The organism is Planococcus lenghuensis, assembly GCF_001999905.1.
Taxonomy (GTDB): Bacteria; Bacillota; Bacilli; order Bacillales_A; family Planococcaceae; genus Indiicoccus; species Indiicoccus lenghuensis.
Map to the genome: position 1 here is coordinate 3,178,884 of NZ_CP019640.1, position 22,077 is coordinate 3,200,960.

Below are 22,077 nucleotides of genomic sequence, written 5' to 3' on the forward strand. Positions count from 1 at the left end.
CTTTTCACTGGTCGGCAGCTTTTCCGTATAACTCTTCGACGTTGATTCGCGTTTCTCCCAACATGCACAGCTTTTTATCTTGTATGAAAGAATGTTCTGCTCCTGTGCCAACTGTTTCTAAGCCTGACGATAGAAAGCAGGATGATTGAATTCCTTATCTTGGCTGTTCGTTTTCGATATAAAGACCATCCACTGCAAAGTCTAGGCCCATGTTTTTGGCCCTCTGCTTCTTCTAATCATTATTTACGCAACCTGCTTACCTATTAAAAGACCACATCAGCTTTTCTCCAATTATTTCCCTATTTAATTAATAATTTGGATAATTTTATTGTTAATTCAACCGTTTATAAAGTCTAATTACCTATATACCATAGTATTTATGGTTCACATGTTGCGATTTACTTTTTTTCATAATGTTTTTGTAGCTTTTTTCCAAACTGCGATATATATTGTAATAGTTAGAAAATTGGACATCAATTTCAGGGAGGAATCTTGTTTGAACAAGAAATTACTCACAACCACAGCAATCGCTGCAACAGTAGGATTTAGCAGCTTTTCCGTCGGTGGTTACTCATCCGTACCAACTGCACAGGCAGAAGAAAAATTAACAGAGTTCCAAGCAACTCAAGGCGGATCACCAGTTGATATCGGTCTTGCTAATGACGAAAAGCTCATTGAGATGCTGAAAAAGGATGGACGCATTGCTGAAAATGCAAGTCCTGCAGAAGCACAGAAAGTCCTGAATGCCTTCCTCGCTAAGAAAGAAAAAGCGAACAAAGTAGCAAATAAGGAAGCCTTGGCCAAGAATGGTGCCAACCAGCTGCAAGATAAAAATAGTAAGAATGGTGTCTTAAACGGCAAGGGGAATAAGCTTGGCCAAGCGAAAAAAAATCAAGTAGATTCAGTTAATCTAGAAAACTTTGATGGCGAAGTACGAGAAGATAAAGTTCTTGTCTTAGCAATTGACTTTCCTGACTACCGAGCCAGCTCAATTACAAAAGAAGAAACAGACATGTTTTATGAAAACTACCCAATCAGTCATTTTCAGGACATGGTGTTTGGTGAAGATGGTTATGCCGGTCCCAATGGTGAAGATTTCGTCTCCATGAAGGAATACTACGAACAGCAGTCAGGCGGAAGCTACACAGTTGATGGTGAAGTAGCCGGCTGGTATACAGCAGAACACAATGCCGCTTATTATGGCGCTAACGTTCCTGCTCCTGATGGAAATGACGCCAATGCAGCTTTGTTAGTTTATGAAGCATTGAAAGCAGCTGCACAAGATCCAGCAATTGATCTTTCAGAGTACGACGAGTGGGATCGTGACGATTATGATGGTGATGGCGTGTATGCTGAACCTGATGGTATCATTGACCACCTCATGGTCATCCATGCAGGTGTCGGTGAAGAAGCGGGTGGAGGATTTCTCGGCGACGATGCAATTTGGTCCCACCGCTCGAGCCTTGGACTGGTTGCGGTACCTGGCGCCAAATCGAACAGTGACCGTTTTGGTGGTTTGTTAGGAGCAGCAGATTACACTATCGAACCTGAAGATGGAGCGGCTGGCGTATTCGCTCATGAATACGGCCATGACCTTGGCCTACCGGATGAATATGACACAATCTACTCTGGTGCAGGTGAAGCCGTTTCTTATTGGTCTCTTATGTCCAGTGGCAGCTGGGCAGGCGATATTCCTGGAACTGAGCCTCCTGGGATGAGTCCATATGCAAAAGAGATGCTCCAGACAATACATGGAGGCAACTGGCTGAGCGGAATTACGCTCAGTGCAGCAGAAATCACAACAAAAGGAACAGACATTCTGTTGGATGAAGCTGTTACAAAAGGAACCAATAACGATGCCGTGCGCATTGATCTCCCACAGAAATTGAATGTCCTGAATACACCTGCAGCCGGTGAATTCGAGTATTATGGCGGTAAAGGTGACGAGATTGACCATAGCATGGTTACTTCTACAATCGATCTGACCAACGCAACTGAAGCGTCTCTTACATTTGACACCTGGTACAACATCGAAGAAGATTGGGACTTCGCGATGGTACAAGTTTCCGCTGACGGAGGTCAAACTTGGACTTCACTCTCTAATGAGAACACAGTAAGTGAAATTCATCCACAGGGATACTCTACAATCAAGGAAAACATTCCAGGATTCACTGGTTCCAGCAATGGATGGGTTAACGAAACCTTCAACCTGAATGATTATGCCGGTCAAGAAATCCAAGTTCAGTTCCGTTACATGACAGACTGGGCTACGAACATGGATGGATTTTTCGTGGATAACGTCACAGTCACCGCTGACGGCGCTGAAGTCCTTTTTGATGGCGCAGAAACAGACAGCCAGTTTACTTTCGATGGTTTCAAAAAACATGATGGAACATACTATACTGATCAGTACTACCTGCTTGAATGGCGATCTCATAATGGCGTGGATGAAGGACTTTCTCATATCCGCCGCGGGGCCAGCCTTATGAGCTTTGACGACGGACTTGTTGTCTGGTACGTAGACGAAGCTTATGATAATAACTGGACAGGTCTTCACCCTGGAGATGGCTTCCTCGGTGTAGTCGATGCGGACCAGCACACGAACTTCTGGAGCAATGGTGAAGTTGCTTCCACTCGTTATCAGGTTCACGATGCAGCGTTCAGCTTGGAGAAATCCGACAAAATGCTCCTGGATTATTCAGCTATCAACGGAACCACACTGAAGGATTACTTCACACAGCGCAATCCATTGTTCGACGACAGTGCTGATTACAGCAATGCCGGCCTTGTAGATGCAGGACGCAATGTACCAGAATACGGTCTGAAGTTCCGCGTCACTGGCCAGAGCGCTGATGGCACTGTAGGTAAAGTAACAGTTTTCAAGTAAGAGATTAAAATAAAGCTGATTCAGAACCGGATACCCGGTCTCTGAGTCAGCTTTTCTTTTGTTCTAAGGAAGTATGAAGCAAAACAGCGGAGACTCCTGCGGGACAGCGCCGTGCCGAAATCCACTCGGGCGCCATGCCCGAGTTAGTTCGGCGCAAGCCTGCGGAAAGCGTAGCTGTTTTGCGAAATACCATCAAAAAAGACACCCTCTCCCGAAGGTGCCTTCTCCTGCTTATATCTCCATATCCCAGCGTTCCTGCTGGGTCTTCTTCAGCTGCTCTTCTGTCGCTTCCGGATAAACCGTCCGGAATTTATGGTGATCCGCCGGAATAACCTCGATCATTTTCGTGATCATCCCTTCCGGATCATACTCATCCTTCAGGCTCTCTTCCGCTTTCTCCATGCTCTTTGCCGGTGTGAAGTTCTTGTCTTCACTGTACCATTCCCATTTCTCTTCAGCTGCCCGACGGTTGAAACCTGTTTCAAAGGTACCGGGATTGATGGTCGCCACTTGAACCCCGAAATCCTTCATTTCTTTCCGCAGCGTTTCAGCCATCGCTTCAATCGCATGCTTCGTTGCACTGTACGGTCCGACGAATTTTGAAGCAGCGATACCGGCCATCGAACTCGTGAATACAATTTTTCCGGATCCTTTTTTCACAAAATGCCGAATAGCTGCCTGAGCCGTCGCCAATGTGCCGAACACATTCACTTCAAACAGCGCCCGGAACCGGTCCATCGGCACTTCTGCGAGCGGCCCTTCTTCATTGATGGCCGCGTTGGCCACGAATACATCAAAATCGTAGTCTTCAATCCTTGAGACATCCCGTGGATTCGTGACATCCAGCTTCAGGACTTCTAAATCCAGCCCTCGCTCGCCCGCTTCTCTGATCAAGTCTGTCTTCTGCGGGAGAATTTCCACGCCCGCAATCACTTTATGTCCTTTTTCAGCAAGACCCAGTGCAGTTCCTTTGCCAAGTCCACTGCCTGCCCCTGTGATGAATATCGTTTTCGCCATTAACTTTCGCCTCCCAAATTTTCACTGATAGTCCTTATGTTCCCGGACTGCAGAAGCGTAAACGAAATCCAATCAAAACGGAGAGCCTATGGAGATCTTCGGATTAATCTCCGGCAACTGCGCGATAAAAGCGTTCTGGCCTTTTGGCGAAATTATAACCGTACCGCAAATCTCCTTGTTCCATTTCCAGCCGGTCCAGCGACAGCGCTGGAGATGACAGCGGCAGGAGGAATATTGCGGCAACCCAATCTCCTCTCATAACGAGCGCACCTGTAAAGACGATTGCGGTGCGCCAAAAACCACTGCCAGCCATCCTTTTTTTGATAAAAAAAACGATACTACCCTCTCCAACTTCTAAGCTAAACCACAGCAACTATTATTCGGGCAATCAAAAGACCTATCCGGCCGGCTGCTGCCGTCCAGATAGGTCTGTACATTCCATTTATAGATTCCCGTAATTGCCCATGCGGCGTCTCACTTGGATGTATGAGGCCGCATCCGCTATTTCATCCTCATTCATCGGTCGGTTGTCGACAACGAACGTATAGCCACTCAGCCCTTGTTTGTTCTGCAGATCAAGTTTGACCTGGTCAGTCGAGCGATCAAGCAAATAATCTGCCGAAACACCGAAAAAGTCTGCAATATTTGTGAGGTGGGTAACCGTGATCAATTTCTTTCCGCCTTCATATGCCCATACTGTACTTTTTGCAATGCCAAGTGCTTTTGCGAACTCCTCATCCGATAAGTTCCGCTCTTCACGAAGCGCTTTTATTTTCTTGCCGATAGATTCCATTCTCTCTCTGCCCTTCTATTAATTAACTGACAATTTAAAATTTACTGTTCACTTTATTCATTCTATCATAGAAATGAGTTATCTTGTTTGAATTTTTTATGAACGTTTAGAACTATTTTTCTTTTCTTTTATTCGTTCATTATCTTTATTATATCAGACTAGGGAATGTTAGTAAAAATATAAGCAATTGTCGGAAAAGTATGATTTGGAAATAATGTTTTTTCTTTCGTTTGGCGAAAAGCATTATTCCAGAAACTGAATGATACGTCAGTCAGTTTCTTTCACAATCAGGCCTAATTGTTTCGCAAAACCGATCGCTTGTTGAGAAGTGACGATGCAACCCGCCAGTTTTTCTGTGGTCACTTGGATGGAGTCATAGTGGGAAGCCGTTAAATCGATTCCGGCTAAATCCGTCTCCGCAAAACTGCTGCCGCTCAGCTCACATTCATTGAACCGGACGGCATTCAAACCAGTCTCATAGAAATCGGCGTTTTCCAATAGGCAATCCTGATATGCGGTTTTTTGCAGACGAGCGAAACTGAACATTGTGTAATTCATCTTGCAGCCGCTAAACATTGCGTCTTTAATGGAGCTTTCAGTAAAGTCCGTCCCCGCCAGCCGGCAATTCCAGAATTCCACCCGGCGGAAAACAGATCCTCTAAGATTGAAGTTGGACAAGTCACAGTTCACGAATTTCACATCCAGCCACTCACTGTCCGGCCAGCCGCCTTCCTGAAATGTCACGTTTTCAAAAATGACCCCATCAAACCGCAACGGTTCCTCGGGTCCATGTGAAATCGTTTCTTCTGTAATTCTGCAATTCGTTATGTATCGGTTATCCACTGCCTCCCGCCACTTTACTTCACTTAATTTTGCCGGCAGTTTCGGCGCCTGGAATTTTACAGATTTCATGCAGCCCACATCCTTTTCTGTTTCTTCCATTGTACGCCGGAAACAGTAAAAAGGACTGAAATCGGTTGATTTCAGTCCTTTTTGCTTATTTATCCTAACGGAGATTAAACACTGTCAGCAGCAGCAGCCATAACTTCACTCGGGCGGATGGTTTGCCTGTTCGCTGCTGCCAGCGGTACCGATGAATGTCCGTGTGCATTTCTTCCCTTTTCAGACGCAATACCAATTCATCCAAGTGGTTCATGAAAAATTCCTCCTTTTAGTTTATAGCGATAATTCGCCAATGTTCTGCAGACTGCTTGTTGGCACTTGGCGGATCTCTGATATCAGTCCTTCGTTCACCCGAAGTTTCGTCCGCAGCGCCGCCCGGACTTTCGCGTTGTCCGTCTGCAACTCGCCAAACAGATCGAGCGTACTGATCTTCTCTCCCACGCTCGCCGGCTCCACATCATCCATGAAGGTCAGCTTCCCTTCAATAATGACGGCTGATGGCTGCCCGATCGCCTGCAGCTGCGCTTCATCCCACTCCTGTTCACCTTCAATGAAAATGAAATCGGTTTCGTACGGGAGAATTTCCGTCTCAAGATTTTCGAGTTTTTCATACATCAGATCTTCCAGTTCGTCATTGCAGACAATGTACGAAGTCGACCGGATACTGCCGATTGCCGCTGCCTGCTCACGCCCGATACCTGCCTCAAATAAGAGTGGCTTTTTGGTGAAGATGTTCTTTCCAGCCAGACTTCGGATAGAGCGTGCATTCAGCCGCCGTGTTTTTTTCAGCCGCTCATAACCTGCCGGCAGTACTTCCATGGCACCGTGTACCCCCGATTCCATTTTGCTGTGGACTGCTGTCAGCTGTTCCTCAAACAGCTGGATGAGCCCGTTCACTTCCATCTTTTCAATCTTCTCTGTGAACAAATCCAAGTCAAGCTCTTTCGACAGCTCCAGTTTCCCGTTAACCACCAAATGGACCGCTGTTTCAGCTGACCGCAAAAACGCGTTGGTCATCGTGAAATGGCCGTTCTCCATCCGGATATCTCCTGAATAACTCTTCACATCCCGGCTTCCTTCAGGAAAACGCTGACTGATCATGCCAACGAGAGGGGATGGCGCATATATATCACCGTGGACGATCAGCTGCAATTCCTCACGGTCGAGCAGTTCCCCGGTCACATCTTTCCTGATGATGACTCTGCCGCTGACGACAAGCCGCAGCGGTTTCTTCAGCGACTCCAGGTAATTGCGGTCGATCTCCAGGACGCCAGTGAGATAGCTGTAGCCATCCGGCACTTCAACGGTCGATCCGATGTTCTCGGCTGTCAGGGAGGAAAGCAAATGGCCTTGGCCACTGCGATAAAGCACGACACCAATATTGCCGATTGCCCCTGCTTTTCGGATACTCTCTTCAGTCGCCTTCAATAAATTCAGCACACCCACGTTGCCAATTTGTTCTTTCATATCACTTCAGCCTCCAATTGTTTTCTCAGTTTTTTGATTGCAAAATGCAGTTTGTACCGGACGGTCGCGGCGGGCATTCCAAGAACCTCGCCAATCTCTTTGCTGGTCATCTGCAGCCAATAGCGTTTGAAAACAATATCGCTCAATTCGGAATCGAGTGTCGACAGTAATTCCATCGTTTCCAGCCGATTGCCCATGAATGATTGCTCCGGGAATTCCTCTTCTTCTTCTTCTTCCCAGCCCGACAGGCGTTTTTCTTTACGTCTGTCATCAATCAGCCGGTTTTTCATCACCCGGAAGAACCAGGCCCGCTGCTTGTGGACGGGCAGATCAGCTAACCCTTCCTGTTTTAATGATTTTTCTGCAGCATCCTGCACGAGATCAAAAGCTTCCTGCTCATGCCGCGCGATGGAACGGGCGAAGCGCAAGAGATCCTCTTTCAGGTTTTCATACATCTCAACTGCTTCCACGCCGCCCCTCCTTTCCGCTTATTGCCTTTTTCATTAAGATAACGGCTCAGAGGGCAAAAATGTTTGAACTAATTTAATTTTTTTCAAAAAAAATCCGCCAGACCCTTTTCAGGTCTGACGGTTGGCCAGTCAATTAATGACGTTTCGCCGGGTGTCCTTCTTCTTCAGCTTTGTTGACACCTTTATTCGCTGACAGGGAGCTGTCGCCAACTTCCATTTCATTCATCATGTTCATTTTCTTTTCGATCGCTTCTTTTACACGGCGGCCATAATCTTCGTCCGCTTTCGTAAAGTTCTCGATCATCTGGTCTTGGATACGCTTATCGCTGACAGCGAGTGCATCACCCAAGTTGTTGATCAGTTCATCACGCTCAAAGTCGTTGAAGCTGCGATACGTTTCGCCTGCCTGACCAAAGTTATTTGTGCGGTCGATCGGCTGGCGCACGAGACGCGCATTGTACTCTGGCTGATACTCTTTGTTATCGCCCTGGTCGGCTTCTTTCAGACCGCCAATGACAGATGGCTCATAATTAATATGCGGGTTTGAACCGGCTTCGTCTGAACGGTGCACATCCATCGCTCCTCGCTGCTGGTTAGTGTTCACCTTGTTCTGCGGTGCATTCACTGGCAGTTTCAGATAGTTGGCACCAACGCGGTAACGCTGTGTATCCGAGTACGAGAACGTACGCCCCTGAAGCATTTTGTCATCCGAGAAGTCGAGTCCATCAACAAGGACGCCTGTTCCAAATGCCGACTGCTCGATTTCTGCATGGTAGTTTTCAGGGTTGCGGTTCAGTACCATCTTACCAACCGGCAGCATCGGGAATTTATCTGTCGGCCACAGTTTTGTATCATCAAGCGGATCAAAATCCAGTTCCGGATGTTCATCGTCGCTCATGATCTGAACCTGAAGTTCCCATTCAGGGTAGTCTCCGCGTTCGATTGCTTCGTACAGGTCCTGTGTCGCATGTCCAACGTTTGTCGCCTGAATTGCATTCGCTTCTTCCTGCGTCAGGTTGCGGACACCTTGTTTCGGCTCCCAGTGATACTTGACAAGTACTGCTTCACCATCTTTATTGACCCATTTGTACGTATTGACGCCCGAGCCTTCCATTTCGCGATAGTTCGCCGGGATTCCCCATGGCGAAAACAGCCATGTGATCATGTGTGTTGCTTCCGGTGTGCGGGCAACGAAGTCAAACATACGTTCAGGGTTCGGGATGTTTGAAGCAGGATCCGCTTTGAACGCGTGGATCATGTCCGGGAATTTCATCGCATCACGGATAAAGAAGATTTTGATGTTGTTGCCGACGAGATCCCAGTTGCCGTCTTCTGTGTAGAATTTGACTGCGAATCCGCGCGGGTCGCGTGCCGTTTCAGGTGAATCCTTTGCACCTGCCACTGTTGAGAAGCGGACCAATGTCGGTGTCTGTTTGCCTTTGCCTGAAAATACTTTTGCACGTGTGTATTTTTCGACCGGCTCATCACCGACAGTGCCGTATGTTTCAAAATAACCGAAAGCTCCTGCTCCGCGTGCGTGCACGATTCGCTCGGGAATTTCTTCACGGTCGAAATGGGAGATTTTTTCAATGAAGTGATAGTTCTCAAGAGTTCCGGGGCCGCGGTTGCCGACAGTGCGGATATCCTGGTTATTAACGACCGGATGCCCTTGCCGGGTAGTGAGCGTTTCACGTTCCTCATTGTTGCCAGACTGATTATTTGTCTTGTTTTCGTCCTTCATTAAGTAAATTCCTCCTTTAGAATGATTATTATCTTGGAATCATACTTCCTTTCTAAAAATAACATATACTTTAAAAAAATTCGACTGATAACCCTTCTTTTTTTCTCTTTGTAGAAGATGGAAAAAGCATGTCAGCAGACTCCCAAACAGTCGCTTGTCCGCAAAACACCGGAATGCATAACGTTGCGCAGAAGCAGAACGGCCGCCTTCCCAACGCCGGTCAGCGAATCTGTTCCTGCAGGTCGTCAGGCCACAGCCAGTCACTGACTTTTACCGCATCGGTTATATGATGCGGCTTGCTTGCACCGATGATCGCCGAAGTGACGCCCGGCTGATTCAGCACCCAGCCAAGTGAGAATTGCGAGAGATTGACGCTGTGCTCCTCAGCCAGCTGGCGATAGATCGCCACCTGTTCAAAATTTTCATCGGTGAAGTATTGCCGGATCAGTTCTTCGCCGAGTGCGGCCCGACTGCCTTCCGGCAAATCGCCGGCTGACGTATACTTGCCTGACAGCATGCCGCGGGCCATCGGACTGTACACTAGAAGTCCCATGTTCTCTGATTGGCAGAACGGAAGGATTTCCCGCTCGAGCTCACGGGACAGAAGATTATATTGAGACTGGGATGAAACGAAATGCTCCAGCTTCAGCATATCGCTGATGCCATTCGATTTCGCCATTTGCCAGGCAGCGAAATTCGAGCAGCCGATATAGCGGACCTTCCCCTGTTTAACCAGTTCCGTCAGTGCAGTAAGTGTTTCATCAAGCGGCGTCCGCTCATCAAAGCGGTGTACTTGATACAGATCGATATAGTCGGTCTGCAGCCGCCGGAGTGATTGTTCCGCTTCCCGCATAATATGAAAACGGGAAAGTCCGCGGTCATTGACCCCCTGCCCCATCGGCAATCCCACTTTCGTTGCCAGGACGACGCTGTGCCGCCTGCCTTTCAATGCCCGGCCGATAATTTCTTCCGACTCCCCGGTACCGCATTTAACAACTTCATCCTGGCCTTTTCCATAAAAATTCGCCGTATCCACCACGTTAACTCCCGCTTCAAGTGCCGCATCCAGAATATCAGCAGATGCCTCTTCATCGATCCACCGGCCGAATGCCATCGTGCCAAGGCTCAGGTTTGATACCTGTAAACCTGTTCTTCCCAGGTTCGAGTACTTCATACGCATCCTCCTCTTATCTTTCATTGTAGGCTGAATGTTTTAATTTTTCCAATAAGCACTTTGGAATCGAAAAATTTCTTGTGCTATAGTTAGTAAAAACAGTCAAAAGGACAAGGGGTGAATGCAGTGACAACAGAGCTCTATTTGGACGACAGTTACTTAACAATGTGCGAAACGACAATCATTGCTGTGGAGGGCAATAAAGTGCAATTGAGCGGCACTGTCTTTTACCCGGCGGGCGGCGGACAAGACAGTGATACGGGCATGCTGATGCAGCTCGGAGAACAGGTGGAAGTGCTCCGCGTCAAAAAAGAAGCGGGCACCATTATCCATTATGTAGAGGAACCGCATAAACTGGCACTCGGGCCGGTGACGGCTGCCATCGACTGGGACCGCCGGAGCGGGCTGATGAAGCATCACACCCTGCTGCACGTGCTTGCAGCCGTGTGCCACCGTTCGTATAATTCCCTTTGCACCGGAAATCAGATTTATCCGGACAAAGCCCGCATCGACTTGACCGGAATATCCGAGCTCAGCCGGGAAGCCATTGACAGACTGATCCAAAAAACGAATGAAGAACTTCTCGAAAACCATGAAGTCACCGTCCGGACCGTCCCGCGCAGAGATGCCGAACAGCTGTCCGGCGCCATCAAAACGGTCGTGAACCTGATTCCGGAAACGGTGCAGGAAGTCCGGCTCGTAAAGATCGGGGATATCGATGAACAGGCGTGCGGCGGAACGCATGTTAAAGAGACCGGCATCATCGGCCAGTTCATATTGGAGAAAATGAAGAATAAAGGAAAAGGTGTAACCCGCCTTGAGGTTCGGGCCATCTGATATGCAGAAAGCGTTCCCCCTATACCAGGAGAAACGCTTTTTTTGCTGATTACAGCCGGATCTGCAGTTCAATCGGACAATGATCGGAACCCATTACATACCGGTGGATCACCGCATCGATCAGCCGGTCAGCCAACCGCTCCGATGCGAGGAAATAATCAATCCGCCAGCCGATATTCCGCTCCCGGCAATTTGTCCGGTATGACCACCATGTATAGCTGCCTTCCTGCTCGGGGTAGATGTAACGATAGGTATCGATCAACCCGCCGGCCAGCAGATCGGCAAACTTTCCCCGTTCCTCCGGCGTGAACCCGGAGTTTTTCAAATTCGCTTTCGGATTGCGTAAATCAATCTCCTCATGCGCCACATTCAAATCTCCGCAGAAAATCACCGGCTTGTGATTGTCCAATTTCTGAAGATGATTCGCCAATGCCTCTTCCCAGCGAAGCCGGAAGTCCAGGCGCAGCAACCCATGCTGGGAATTCGGTACATAGGCGGTAACGACATAGCATTCTTCCATTTCCAGTGTAATGATCCGGCCTTCCGTATCAAATTCCGGGATTCCTAATCCATGGCGAACAGACAGCGGACGCTGTTTGGTGAAGATCGCCGTGCCTGAATAACCTTTGCGTTCCGCATAATGCCAGTAGGAAAAATAACCGGGCGGACTGAAATCGATCTGCCCTTCCTGGAGCTTGATCTCCTGCAGACAGACAACATCTGCATCCGACTGTTCAAAAAAATCAATGAACCCTTTTTTCATAACGGCCCTGAGTCCGTTCACATTCCATGAAATCAGTTTCAATGCCATTCCCGCTTTCTTTTTGCCATCCTTTTATCTTACTGGACCTCTTATCCTGCCACAATCATTGAGACAAATATTAAATCAGCATTAATTTTCAGATTCTTGTACCCTCAAAGCGGTTTTCTCTAGTAAAATAGGAGTATGTTTAAGCGCAGAGGGGACGAAACTTTCCATGAAAAATCTCTACACGAAGGAAGAACGCAGCTGGATGCTTTATGACTGGGCAAGCTCTGCTTATTCCATCATTATCACGACTGCCGTCTTCCCGATTTTTTATAAAGCGGCGGCAACGGATGCCGGTGTTGCCAGTGCCGATTCCACCGCCTACCTCGGCTACACCATCGCAATTTTCACGTTCATTCTTGCCTTGATCGGTCCCATTCTCGGAACCATCGCCGATTATCAGGGAATGAAAAAGCGGTTCTTCGCCTTCTTCTTCGTCCTTGGTGTAGGAGCCACCGCTGCCCTTGCCTTCATCCCTGCCGGTGAGTGGTTTCTACTGCTTGCCTGTTATACGGTTGCAGCGCTGGGTTCTACAGGTGCAAACGTATTTTACGATGCCTTCATCACGGATGTTACAACAGAAGAGAAAATGAACCGGGTCTCCGCACGGGGGTTCGGCCTTGGCTATATCGGCAGCACAATCCCGTTTTTGATCAGCATTGCCATCATTGTGCTGGCGCAGCAGCAGCTTATTCCGCTTTCTCCGTCAAATGCCAGCCGGCTTGCCTTTCTGATTACAGCGCTTTGGTGGGCCGTATTCGCTATTCCCATGCTGCGGCATGTGCGGCAAATCCATTTTATCCGCCGGGAACCGAAACTCATCGCAGAAAGTTTCCGCCGGCTTTCCAAAACGGTCCGCGGCATCCGGCAGTATCAGGCGCTGTTTCTGTTCCTGCTTGCCTACTTCTTTTACATTGATGGCGTCGGGACCATCATCTCGATGTCCACTGCATACGGAACCGACCTCGGCATCGGAGCCATCAGCCTGCTTATCATCTTATTTGTGACTCAGGTAGTCGCAGCTCCGTTCGCCATTCTTTACGGGCGGCTCGCCGAGCGGTTCGGCGCGAAACGCATGTTGTATGTTGGGATTATCGTGTATATTTTCGTCTGCATCTATGCCTATTTCATGGAAACCGTTACCGATTTTTGGGTGCTTGCCATGCTGGTTGCAACGAGTCAGGGTGGCATCCAGGCGCTCAGCCGCTCGTATTTCGGAATGCTCGTCCCTAAACAGAATTCCAATGAATTTTTCGGCTTCTATAATATCTTCGGTAAATTCGCTTCCATCATGGGTCCATTGCTGGTTGGCGTCACAGCTCAAGTAACCGGAGATTCAAGCAAGGGCGTTTTCAGCCTCATCATCCTGTTCGTCATCGGATTGGTGATCCTGTCCTGCGTTCCGGAACCGGAAAAAATCGCTGAACCGGAAACGGTCCTATGAAAAATGGCGCCGGGCAAAATGCCCGGCGCCACTTTCTATTCAGTTATTTTTTCTTTTTCACTTCAGTTTCCGTCTGCTTCACAACGACTTCATTGTCATCGTGTTTCACTTCAGCATCGTCCAGTTCAAACACTTTCACGCCGCTGCCCTGGCCTTTCTGCTGTTCTTTTTCAGACTTCTGCATTTCCTTTTCAGCCTGCTTTTGAGCATTTTCATGCTCTTTGCGGGCTTTTTGTTCCGCTTTCACTTCTTCAGCAACTTCTTTCTGTGCCTGCATCATGTCTTTCTTTTCTTTTACTTGCGCAGCTTTATCGCCCACTTTGCCAGACATATCTTTCGCTTTTTCTGTTACGCCAGACGCTTTATCGCTTGCTTTTTCTTTGACGTCTTTCGCTTTATCGGTAAGACCGGAAGCTTTTTCTTTTAATTCACCAGCTTTTTCTTTCAGCTGACCCATTTTGCCGCCGGAAGACTGACCTTGTCCAGAGCTGCTTTTTTCCTGCATAGTTTCTTTCTTTTCTTTTACCATTTCTTTCATTTCTTTACCGCTTTTCGGTGTCAGAAGAAGTGCGGCTGCTGCCCCGGCTGCTGCGCCAGTAGCAAGTCCCGCTACAAAAGTACCGCCGGAAGATTTCTTCGGTGGCTGCTCTTCAATTTTACCGGCACGTGCCAAACGTTCTTCCACTTCTTCCACAACTTCGTTTACCGTACGGCCACGGGCTTCAACAAGTGATCCGCTCATACGGAAATCAGCGAAATCTTCATGATCACGCACGACTACTACGTCATAGCTGACTGCGTCTGTTTTCTGTTCAATCATATCCGCCTGATATCCTTTGTTCTCCAATGAGCGGCGAATGTCTGTGAATGGGTGTTCGACTGCGATTCTAATCATAATTGTTATCCACTTCCTTTACAGATATTTTATACTACTATGTAATTCCCATACATCCCGCCTGCTTAAACATCCATTCTGCGGATAAATAAAAAAAGAGAGCCTCAGCTCTCTTCTGATTCCTCATATTCAGCTTACGCGTTTTGCAAATAAAAACCGGTCAGCCCAGTAGCCCTCATCAACCGGCGCGTACTTCACGCCGCCATTCTGGGCGCTGACCATTTCACCGTTCCCCGCATAGATCCCGGCATGGCTGACACCGCCTGAACCTGAAGTGGCAAAGAAGAGCAAATCTCCCACTTGCAATTCATCCATTGCGACAGCTTCACCGATCTGTGCCTGCGCCGAAGAAGATCTCGGCAACTCAATACCGAGCTGAGAAAAAACCCGTTTTGTGAATGAAGAGCAGTCAAATGCATCTGTCCGTGATGTGCTTGCCCCCAACAGATAATCCGCTCCAAGATACTGTCCTGCAATATCCAACACTTTGGAGGAAGCCTGGCTTGTGCTTACCCCTTTTACTGCAGGCGCTGCCGGCAGCGCTTCAAACACCACTTCCCTGCCTTGAAGAACCGCAATATCATTTTCTGCCGGTTCAGTATTCCCTGAAACGACACCAAAAAGAATAGAAGTTCCCAGTGCAGCTGCTGCGCCTGTCAGTAAAAGAGTTTTTTTCAAGATTGGTTTCCTCCAAATTATTTAGTATTTTTTTGTTACTATTATCACTATTCATATTGTACAAATTACTTCTAAAGAAATACACCAATCTGCATATTAAGAATATGTTACAAGTATTGCAAAGAAATTACCGATTTCTATTAACTTCTGAAATTGTTTTTTAAAATATGATATTCTTTACTTTTTTTGGGTATAAATCTATAAGTTAGTTTTTTGAATCCATCCCATTAATCCTTTGCAAATTATTAGATTTTTTTGTTACTATAGCCGTTATATTGTTTTAAGTTGTATTCATCAAGCTGTCAGAATCTGATTGTATAGACGAAATTCACAGAGAGGAGCGTGCATTTTCCAGTTACTTATCCAGGAACTTATATCTCCTCTTTCCCTTTTCACGTGAATGGCTGCAAGAAGTTTTCAGTGGCCTTTTTTGCTTCAAGTCTGTAATTTCTTTTTAAACAATGGATCACTCAACGAACTTTACACCAAGATAGGATGTGGAAAGATGAAATTACTCCGGCAAGAATGGCAAAAAGTTTTTCAAAACAAAATGTTACTTCTTTCAGTGATCGTTATGATGTTCATTCCCATTATTTACACAGGAGTAATCTTAAATTCTTACTGGAATCCCTATGACAGAACTGATAATTTGGCGATTGCTGTTGTTAATCAGGATGAACCGACCCGATTCGAAGAAAAAACACTTCGTATCGGTGAAGAACTGGTCGATCGTCTGAAGAACAGCAATGATGCCGACTGGCATTTTGTGAATGCAGAAAATGCGAAAAAAGGCTTTGCGCGCGGTGATTACTATATGGTCATCACCATACCCCCGAATTTTTCTGAAAATGCTTCCACCGCTTTCAGTGATACCCCCGAGCAGATGAATCTTCTCTATGAAGTGAACCCCGGACGGAATTTTTTCTCTGAAACGCTTGGCAGAGAAGCGATCAACGACATCAATATCGAAGTATCCTCTAACGTTACAAAAGAGTATGTGAAAACTATTTTTGCCCATTTTGAAGAAGCGGGCACTGATTTGGACCTGGCAGCCGATGGGGCATCTCAAATTGAAAAAGCCAGCGATCAGCTGCAGACAGGAAACGAACAAATTACAGCAAACCTGAATGAACTCTCCGCCAGCACTTCGGAATTTGAAGATGGCACAAGTGAAGTCGATTCCGGCATCAGTGAAGTTACAGATGGCGCTGAAGAACTGAATACCGGTGCAGCCCAACTGAACGGTTCCCTCAATTCACTGGCGGCAGGAAGCGCTGATTTGCAGAGCGGCCTGGAAGAGATGAACAGGCAGCTGCCTTCTGAAAGCGAGATCAGCCAGCTGACCCAAGGGCTTGCCGAAGTCCAGTCTGCTGTAAATCGGCTGCAGGCGATTGCCGCAGAATCAGATCTTGCTCCTGAAATGCTGCAGCAAGTGAATGAACTTGCCAGCTCCGTCAATTCCACCCAACAGGGAGCAATTGATGCACTCGGAGGTTATTCAGTCATCCGGACAGCACTGGAGGGCGAAGGCGGGCTCATCCAAGGATCATCACAGCTGACGAGTGGACTGTATCAGGCGGCTGACGGAAGTGCCGCTCTGGCTGAAGGAACCGGGGAATTGACAGAGCAATTGCCTGCACTGGAGGCAGGTGTCAGCCAACTGGCTGATGGCGCATCTGACATCCACAACGGATCAGCTGCATTGGCAGACGCATCCGGCCAGCTTGGTGAAAGAATTGAATCATTGAACGATGGCACAAGCGCACTTTCTTCCCAATTGAATGAAGGCATCAACACCATTAACAGTACAGCAATGATAGACGGCAACTACGACATGATCGCCAATCCGCTGACTGTTACGGAAGAGGAGACGAACACAGTTCCGAATTACGGACATGCACTTGCCCCTAACTTTTTGTCGCTTGGTCTCTATATCGGCGTCCTGGCATTCAACCTGGTGTTTCCAATCCACGCTGCCATTCACGGACCGGCCACCGGCAGAGTCCGATGGTTCAGTAAATTTTCGCTGGGGTTTGCTTTTGCAGTTGCCGGAGCGCTGATTCTCGATATCATCATGATTTTCGGCATGGGGCTGGTCGTGGAAAATGCTTGGAAATTCATCGTGATTTCGGTGTTGGCCTCTCTCACGTACATGTTTATCGTCATGCTGCTTGGAGTCGCTTTGGGTGATCTTGGACGCTTTTTATCAATGATTTTCTTGGTCCTGCAAGTTGTCGCAAGCGGCGGTATGTTTCCGGTTGAATTGCAGGGCACTTTCTATCAGGCAGTGAATCCTTATTTACCGATGACTTATGTCATTTACGGATTCAGGGAAGCAATGACGTCCGCTCTCGGAGACGGTATTTTTATAACCAGCGTTTCCATTCTTATAAGCTGGATTATCATCTGCAACCTGCTGCTGTATTTGGTCGTTCGCAGACGGAAGGAAAATACCCCTTTCCTGCTTATCAGAACTTGAAGAAAAGCCCGGTTTCTCTGCGTAAGAGAAACCGGGCTTTTAGCTTTTTCGGTATCATCATCCTGTAAATACACACCCGGATATCCAGGCGCTAAGTTTGATTCTATACTATCAAACGGTTTGTTTTTTCTTGATCTGCTTGCTGCGGAGCTGTCCGCAGGCAGCATCGATATCCGTGCCGTTCTCGAGACGGACACCGCAATTGATGCCGTTTTTCTTCAATGTTTCATAGAAAGCTTTAATCGCTTCCGGCGTGCTGCGCTGGTATTGTCCATGCTCATCAACCGGGTTGTATGGAATGAGATTGACATAAGATAAATGGCGCTTATCCTGCAGCAATTTCGCCAATTGGCGCGCTTCCTCTTCGTGGTCGTTCACATCGTGAAGCAGGATATACTCAAACGTGATCCGCCGGTTCGTTTTCTCCAAGTAATAATCGATTGCCGCCATGAGTTTTTCGACCGGATACGCCCGGTTGATTTTCATGATGCGTGTCCGAAGTTCATTCGTCGGCGCATGAATTGAAATGGCCAGATTGATCTGAAGACCTTCTTCTGCATACTCGTAGATTTTCGGTACGATGCCGCTCGTCGATACGGTAATATGACGGGCGCCGATGGCCAAGCCTTTCTGATCGTTCACGACGTTCAGGAAGCTCATCAAATTCTCGTAGTTATCGAATGGTTCACCAATTCCCATTACGACGATATGGCTGACCCGTTCGTTTTTCTCTTCCGCATCAAAATGCTTCTGCACTTTCATGATCTGCTCAACGATTTCACCTGCAGACAAGTCCCGGCTCTTCTTCAGCAGCCCGCTCGCGCAAAAACTGCAGCCGATATTGCAGCCGACCTGTGTCGTTACACAGACGGATGCCCCGTAGCTGAAGCGCATAAGTACTGTCTCGATGAGATTGCCATCTGCAAGGCGGAACAGGAATTTGATCGTTCCGTCTTTCGATTCCTGTTTAACAGCGACTTCCATTGTGTCGATATTAAAACTGTCTTCCAGAAGCGCAATCGTCGCTTTGCCGATGTTGCTCATCTCTTCAAACGACGTTACCCGTTTTGTATATAACCAATCCCAAACCTGCTCTGCCCGAAACGGTTTCTGACCTTGATCAACAAACCACGTTTTCAGCTGTTCCATGGTCATGCCATAGATGGATGGTTTCATGTTTTAGCCCTCATTTCAAAAATTTCACTGCCACCTATCTTACTAAAAATCTGCCGCACATACAACTTTCCGGCTTCTGTGATGGCTGGTATGGTAATTAATCCGCATTCAGCGGTCGCTTATCCGCATTCAACGGTCGCTTATCCACGTTCAACACACGTTTATCCGCGTTCATAGAAAAAAGACGGCCGCAGCCGCCTTTTTGCCATCAGTTATTTATCGTCTTCAACCGGGAACCAGCCCGGGGCATTCATGATCGTGTTCCATAAATTATCCGGTACAACCAGCCGGTCCTGGTCATTCGGGTCGAGGGTCACTTTGATGGAATCCTCTTCGCCGTACTGGACTTTCTGAACCCACGTCGGCTCCATGATCAGTTCACGGCCGAGCGCGATAAGCGGCACGCCGGTATCGAGTGCCCGCTTCACGTCTGCCGGTGTATGGAGTGAGCCGACTCCGATTACTGGAATCTTGTCACCCACTCGCTCCTGAATCATCATAACACGTGATTCCGTATCCTCTTCATCGCGGATCGATCCGCGCCAGAAATCCTGAACCGACACGTGAAGATAATCCAGTTCCTGCTTGGCGAGTGTATCCACCAACTGCAGGGTATCTTCCATCGTAATGCCCGGCTCTTCGATTTCTTCCGGTGACAGCCGGTAACCGACGATGAATTCATCATGCGAATGCTCTTCAACGGCTGCATTCACGCGGTCAATAACAGCGAGCGGGAATGCCGCCCGTCTGCTGATCGTCGTACCGCCCCATTTATCGGTCCGGCAATTGGAATGCGGTGAGAAGAATTGCTGGATCAGGTATGTGTTGGCACCGTGAATCTCCACACCGTCAAATCCGGCTTCAATGGCCCGGCGTGTCGCATCACCGAATTCCTGAATAATGGTTTCAATCTCTTCTTCCGTCAATTCACGCGGTTTAACCAGGCCCGGCCGATTCGCCTGTACGGCGCTTGCACTGACCGACTGGCCATCCGGCAGCAGTTCCGGCGGCGCCATGCGTCCGGCATGGAAAATCTGCAGGATCGCTTTTGCGCCTTCCCCTTTAATGGTTGCGGCAAGCCGGCGCAGACTCGGAATCATGTCATCCGAGTGCGCAGAAATTTCACCCGGGAATCCCTTGCCGCCCGGCGTAATATACGCAACAGCCGTCACGACTGCTCCGACGCCTCCTGCCCGCTCTTTATAATAAGCCAGTTCTTCTTCCGTCACTTTCCCTTCGTCATCCGATGAATAATTCGTCATCGGCGCCATAAGAATCCGGTTTTTGAGCTCAATACCGTTAGGCAGCGTGAAGGGTTCGAATAATGATTTATACGTATCGTTCATTGTTCGCGTGTTCATATTGATTTATGGCCTCCTCGTTGGAATAAAATCCCTTTCTGTTTTAGGACCTGTTACAAATATTCCCGATAAGCCCTTGTTTAATCCTTGAACTCGTGATTTATTGTTAACAATTCACGGGGGTTATCACATTTCTTTCACGAGCAGCAGATCGGTTTGCCGATCTCCACCCAATTCGAATGTGTGGCGGCCACGCTCCTCGAATCCGAGTTTTTTATAAAACTGAAGAGCTTTCTCATTCTTCTCCCACACTCCGAGCCAGATATGCCGCTTGTCGAGGTCAAAAGCCGCCTCCAGCGCCTGTTCGATCATCGCTTTGCCGAAGCCCTGCCCCTGAAACTTCTCCTTCACGTACAGCCGTTCAATTTCAAGCGAATTCTCAATCACGTTTTCAGTTTGCGCTTCCTCATCATTCAGCTTTAAATATCCGGCAGTTTCGCCGGCCGCCTTCAGGAAATAAAACAGGGAATTCGAGTTGACGAGTTCATTCGTCAGTTGATCCAGGCTGAAAGCCTCTGCTGTATAAGCTTCCAAATTGCCAGCCGTATTCCCGTCCCGGAAAGTTTCTATGAACGTTTCCCGCGCCACTTGCTGCAGTTCTTCCAAATCTTCCGGCGTCAATTTCACAAATTCCGTCTCCATATTCTCCAGCTCCTTCCGGTTTATTCAACTAACAGAAAAACCTGCTCCGGCGGAACAGGCTGTTCTCCATTATTCATCTCTTCCCGTTTAACATCGGAATTATTCTTCCGGTATCAATGGATATCCCTTTTCTTGAAACTGCCGCCGCGCACTTCATTAATATCCGCTACCGCTAAAAATGCAGACGGATCAAGCTCTTCGACAATCGATTTCAGTTTGGCTTCTTCAATTCGGGTGACTACACAGAAAATCACTTTTTTGTCCTCTCCCGAATAGCCGCCGATACCGCTAAGATAGGTTACCGTGCGTCCCAAGCGGGCGACGATTGCATCTCCCACTTCTTCGGGATTATTGCTGATGATCCAGGCTGACTTGGACTGGTCGAAGCCGTCAATCACGATATCAATCGTCCGAAAGGCGATGACATAAGCGAGCACGGAATACATGGCCCGGTCCCATCCAAGGACAAAACCGCCCCAGCCAAAGATGAATACATTAAAGAACATGATGATTTCGCCTACGGAAAACGGGAATTGTTTATTCAGTAAAATCGCGAGGATTTCACTGCCATCAAGTGCGCCGCCATAGCGGATGACAAGTCCGACCCCCGCGCCAAGGAAAATGCCGCCGAATACAGTAGCCAGTAACTCATCTTGTGTAAAAGCGGCGACACTGTGAAGGTAGTTTGTTGCCAGCGACAAAACAGTGATTCCGAATACCGTTGAAATCGCAAATGTCTTACCGATCTGTTTATAGCCTAAAAAGAAGAAGGGAATGTTCAGCAAGAAAATGAACAGCCCGAGCCTGACATCCGTCAGAGTATACAGAATGATGGAGATACCGACAATGCCGCCATCCATGATCATATTGGGCACAAGGAACACTTCAATTCCCATCGCCATCAGGACAGCGCCTGTAAAAATGAACAGCATCCGCTGGAGGATTCTGCTCTTGCCCAATCGCCGGTGCTGCTGTCTGCGCTTGATCTGCTGGTATATCTCCTGGTTGTCGCTCAATCGATCAGCCCCTCTCATTCCAGTACTGGTCCAAAACGGAGGGCAGACCCGCCTGCCTTGACCGCAGAATATCCTTGTTCAGAATTTTTCTGTCGCGCATCGATGTCCGCTGTCTGAATTAATGCAGGGTTTACAAAATATATCTTAATTATAAAGCAATTCAGACTTATTTTTAAGTTTTTGGGCAGAATCTTTTTGCTTCCCCGCAAAATGGAGTTTTTTAAATTTTCACCATCAAAAAGACCTGTCCCACAGATTGGAACAGGTCCTTATTATTGAATTGCCGATT

20 protein-coding genes are annotated in these 22,077 nt (G+C 47.8%); 4 read left to right on the forward strand and 16 right to left on the reverse strand.

Annotated elements, in window-relative coordinates; all coding sequences use genetic code 11:
- Window positions 1-496 precede the first annotated feature (496 nt).
- Entirely contained in the window at window positions 497-2,887 is a 2,391-nt protein-coding gene (locus B0X71_RS16115) for an immune inhibitor A domain-containing protein (protein ID WP_232336720.1), read from the forward strand.
- A gap of 231 nt (window positions 2,888-3,118) precedes the next feature.
- Here B0X71_RS16115 and B0X71_RS16120 read toward each other — a convergent pair whose 3' ends face one another.
- From B0X71_RS16120 to B0X71_RS16155, 9 genes are all read right to left on the reverse strand, one after another.
- On the reverse strand, window positions 3,119-3,904 hold the full coding sequence (locus tag B0X71_RS16120) for an SDR family oxidoreductase (protein WP_077590382.1): 786 nt from the start codon (window positions 3,902-3,904) through the stop codon (window positions 3,119-3,121).
- Between the two features lie 103 nt (window positions 3,905-4,007).
- Complete coding sequence (locus B0X71_RS16125; RefSeq protein ID WP_156889895.1) at window positions 4,008-4,163, reverse strand: hypothetical protein; 156 nt, start codon at window positions 4,161-4,163, stop codon at window positions 4,008-4,010.
- A gap of 183 nt (window positions 4,164-4,346) precedes the next feature.
- Complete coding sequence (locus B0X71_RS16130) at window positions 4,347-4,697, reverse strand: helix-turn-helix domain-containing protein (protein WP_077590384.1); 351 nt, start codon at window positions 4,695-4,697, stop codon at window positions 4,347-4,349.
- 267 nt (window positions 4,698-4,964) lie between these two features.
- Entirely contained in the window at window positions 4,965-5,609 is a 645-nt protein-coding gene (locus B0X71_RS16135; protein ID WP_198038636.1) for a pentapeptide repeat-containing protein, read from the reverse strand.
- Window positions 5,610-5,703: 94 nt separating this feature from the next.
- Complete coding sequence (locus tag B0X71_RS21035; RefSeq protein ID WP_156889896.1) at window positions 5,704-5,853, reverse strand: hypothetical protein; 150 nt, start codon at window positions 5,851-5,853, stop codon at window positions 5,704-5,706.
- Between the two features lie 20 nt (window positions 5,854-5,873).
- Window positions 5,874-7,067 (reverse strand): hypothetical protein, encoded by a 1,194-nt coding sequence (locus B0X71_RS16140; protein WP_077590386.1) that lies wholly within the window; start codon window positions 7,065-7,067, stop codon window positions 5,874-5,876.
- Window positions 7,064-7,537 (reverse strand): RNA polymerase sigma factor, encoded by a 474-nt coding sequence (locus B0X71_RS16145; protein WP_077590387.1) that lies wholly within the window; start codon window positions 7,535-7,537, stop codon window positions 7,064-7,066. Before B0X71_RS16145 ends, B0X71_RS16140 begins: the two co-directional genes overlap by 4 nt.
- Before the next feature lie 133 nt (window positions 7,538-7,670).
- Window positions 7,671-9,278 carry a catalase gene (locus B0X71_RS16150; RefSeq protein WP_077590388.1) on the reverse strand — a complete coding sequence of 536 codons (1,608 nt, stop codon included), beginning with the start codon at window positions 9,276-9,278 and terminating at the stop codon, window positions 7,671-7,673.
- 220 nt (window positions 9,279-9,498) lie between these two features.
- Entirely contained in the window at window positions 9,499-10,452 is a 954-nt protein-coding gene (locus B0X71_RS16155) for an aldo/keto reductase (RefSeq protein ID WP_077590389.1), read from the reverse strand.
- A gap of 126 nt (window positions 10,453-10,578) precedes the next feature.
- Between B0X71_RS16155 and B0X71_RS16160 the strand changes: the two genes are divergently transcribed.
- Complete coding sequence (locus B0X71_RS16160) at window positions 10,579-11,289, forward strand: alanyl-tRNA editing protein (RefSeq protein ID WP_077591047.1); 711 nt, start codon at window positions 10,579-10,581, stop codon at window positions 11,287-11,289.
- A gap of 49 nt (window positions 11,290-11,338) precedes the next feature.
- Here B0X71_RS16160 and B0X71_RS16165 read toward each other — a convergent pair whose 3' ends face one another.
- The gene (locus B0X71_RS16165) at window positions 11,339-12,094 is read right to left on the reverse strand and encodes an exodeoxyribonuclease III (protein ID WP_156889963.1); all 756 of its coding nucleotides are present in this window, start codon (window positions 12,092-12,094) and stop codon (window positions 11,339-11,341) included.
- Window positions 12,095-12,266: 172 nt separating this feature from the next.
- On the opposite strand from B0X71_RS16165, the gene B0X71_RS16170 reads away from it, so the two are divergent.
- The gene (locus B0X71_RS16170) at window positions 12,267-13,541 is read left to right on the forward strand and encodes an MFS transporter (RefSeq protein WP_077590391.1); all 1,275 of its coding nucleotides are present in this window, start codon (window positions 12,267-12,269) and stop codon (window positions 13,539-13,541) included.
- 43 nt (window positions 13,542-13,584) lie between these two features.
- Here the strand turns inward: B0X71_RS16170 and B0X71_RS16175 are convergent, their stop codons facing one another.
- The gene (locus B0X71_RS16175) at window positions 13,585-14,436 is read right to left on the reverse strand and encodes a YkuS family protein (RefSeq protein ID WP_077590392.1); all 852 of its coding nucleotides are present in this window, start codon (window positions 14,434-14,436) and stop codon (window positions 13,585-13,587) included.
- Between the two features lie 129 nt (window positions 14,437-14,565).
- The gene (locus B0X71_RS16180) at window positions 14,566-15,114 is read right to left on the reverse strand and encodes a C40 family peptidase (protein ID WP_198038637.1); all 549 of its coding nucleotides are present in this window, start codon (window positions 15,112-15,114) and stop codon (window positions 14,566-14,568) included.
- A gap of 505 nt (window positions 15,115-15,619) precedes the next feature.
- Here B0X71_RS16180 and B0X71_RS16185 point away from each other — a divergent pair.
- Window positions 15,620-17,593 (forward strand): YhgE/Pip family protein, encoded by a 1,974-nt coding sequence (locus tag B0X71_RS16185; protein WP_198038638.1) that lies wholly within the window; start codon window positions 15,620-15,622, stop codon window positions 17,591-17,593.
- A 111-nt stretch (window positions 17,594-17,704) separates the two neighbouring features.
- Here B0X71_RS16185 and rlmN read toward each other — a convergent pair whose 3' ends face one another.
- From rlmN to B0X71_RS16205, 4 genes are all read right to left on the reverse strand, one after another.
- Window positions 17,705-18,769, reverse strand: coding sequence for a dual-specificity RNA methyltransferase RlmN (rlmN, locus tag B0X71_RS16190; protein WP_077590395.1), 1,065 nt, complete (start codon window positions 18,767-18,769; stop codon window positions 17,705-17,707).
- Between the two features lie 212 nt (window positions 18,770-18,981).
- On the reverse strand, window positions 18,982-20,115 hold the full coding sequence (locus B0X71_RS16195; RefSeq protein WP_077591048.1) for an NADH-dependent flavin oxidoreductase: 1,134 nt from the start codon (window positions 20,113-20,115) through the stop codon (window positions 18,982-18,984).
- A 141-nt stretch (window positions 20,116-20,256) separates the two neighbouring features.
- On the reverse strand, window positions 20,257-20,772 hold the full coding sequence (locus B0X71_RS16200; protein ID WP_077590396.1) for a GNAT family N-acetyltransferase: 516 nt from the start codon (window positions 20,770-20,772) through the stop codon (window positions 20,257-20,259).
- Between the two features lie 113 nt (window positions 20,773-20,885).
- Window positions 20,886-21,806 (reverse strand): YitT family protein, encoded by a 921-nt coding sequence (locus tag B0X71_RS16205; RefSeq protein WP_198038639.1) that lies wholly within the window; start codon window positions 21,804-21,806, stop codon window positions 20,886-20,888.
- Window positions 21,807-22,077 lie beyond the last annotated feature (271 nt).

Coding starts and splice junctions, on each gene's coding strand:
- B0X71_RS16200 (WP_077590396.1), bottom strand. CDS start 20,772: ATGGAGACGGAATTTGTGAAATTGACGCCGGAAGATTTGGAAGAACTG.
- B0X71_RS16150 (WP_077590388.1), bottom strand. CDS start 9,278: ATGAAGGACGAAAACAAGACAAATAATCAGTCTGGCAACAATGAGGAA.
- B0X71_RS16120 (WP_077590382.1), bottom strand. CDS start 3,904: ATGGCGAAAACGATATTCATCACAGGGGCAGGCAGTGGACTTGGCAAA.
- B0X71_RS16175 (WP_077590392.1), bottom strand. CDS start 14,436: ATGATTAGAATCGCAGTCGAACACCCATTCACAGACATTCGCCGCTCA.
- B0X71_RS16170 (WP_077590391.1), top strand. CDS start 12,267: ATGAAAAATCTCTACACGAAGGAAGAACGCAGCTGGATGCTTTATGAC.
- B0X71_RS16135 (WP_198038636.1), bottom strand. CDS start 5,609: ATGAAATCTGTAAAATTCCAGGCGCCGAAACTGCCGGCAAAATTAAGT.
- B0X71_RS16155 (WP_077590389.1), bottom strand. CDS start 10,452: ATGAAGTACTCGAACCTGGGAAGAACAGGTTTACAGGTATCAAACCTG.
- B0X71_RS16140 (WP_077590386.1), bottom strand. CDS start 7,067: ATGAAAGAACAAATTGGCAACGTGGGTGTGCTGAATTTATTGAAGGCG.
- B0X71_RS16125 (WP_156889895.1), bottom strand. CDS start 4,163: ATGAGAGGAGATTGGGTTGCCGCAATATTCCTCCTGCCGCTGTCATCT.
- rlmN (WP_077590395.1), bottom strand. CDS start 18,769: ATGAAACCATCCATCTATGGCATGACCATGGAACAGCTGAAAACGTGG.
- B0X71_RS16130 (WP_077590384.1), bottom strand. CDS start 4,697: ATGGAATCTATCGGCAAGAAAATAAAAGCGCTTCGTGAAGAGCGGAAC.
- B0X71_RS16205 (WP_198038639.1), bottom strand. CDS start 21,806: ATGAGAGGGGCTGATCGATTGAGCGACAACCAGGAGATATACCAGCAG.
- B0X71_RS16195 (WP_077591048.1), bottom strand. CDS start 20,115: ATGAACGATACGTATAAATCATTATTCGAACCCTTCACGCTGCCTAAC.
- B0X71_RS21035 (WP_156889896.1), bottom strand. CDS start 5,853: ATGAACCACTTGGATGAATTGGTATTGCGTCTGAAAAGGGAAGAAATG.
- B0X71_RS16185 (WP_198038638.1), top strand. CDS start 15,620: ATGAAATTACTCCGGCAAGAATGGCAAAAAGTTTTTCAAAACAAAATG.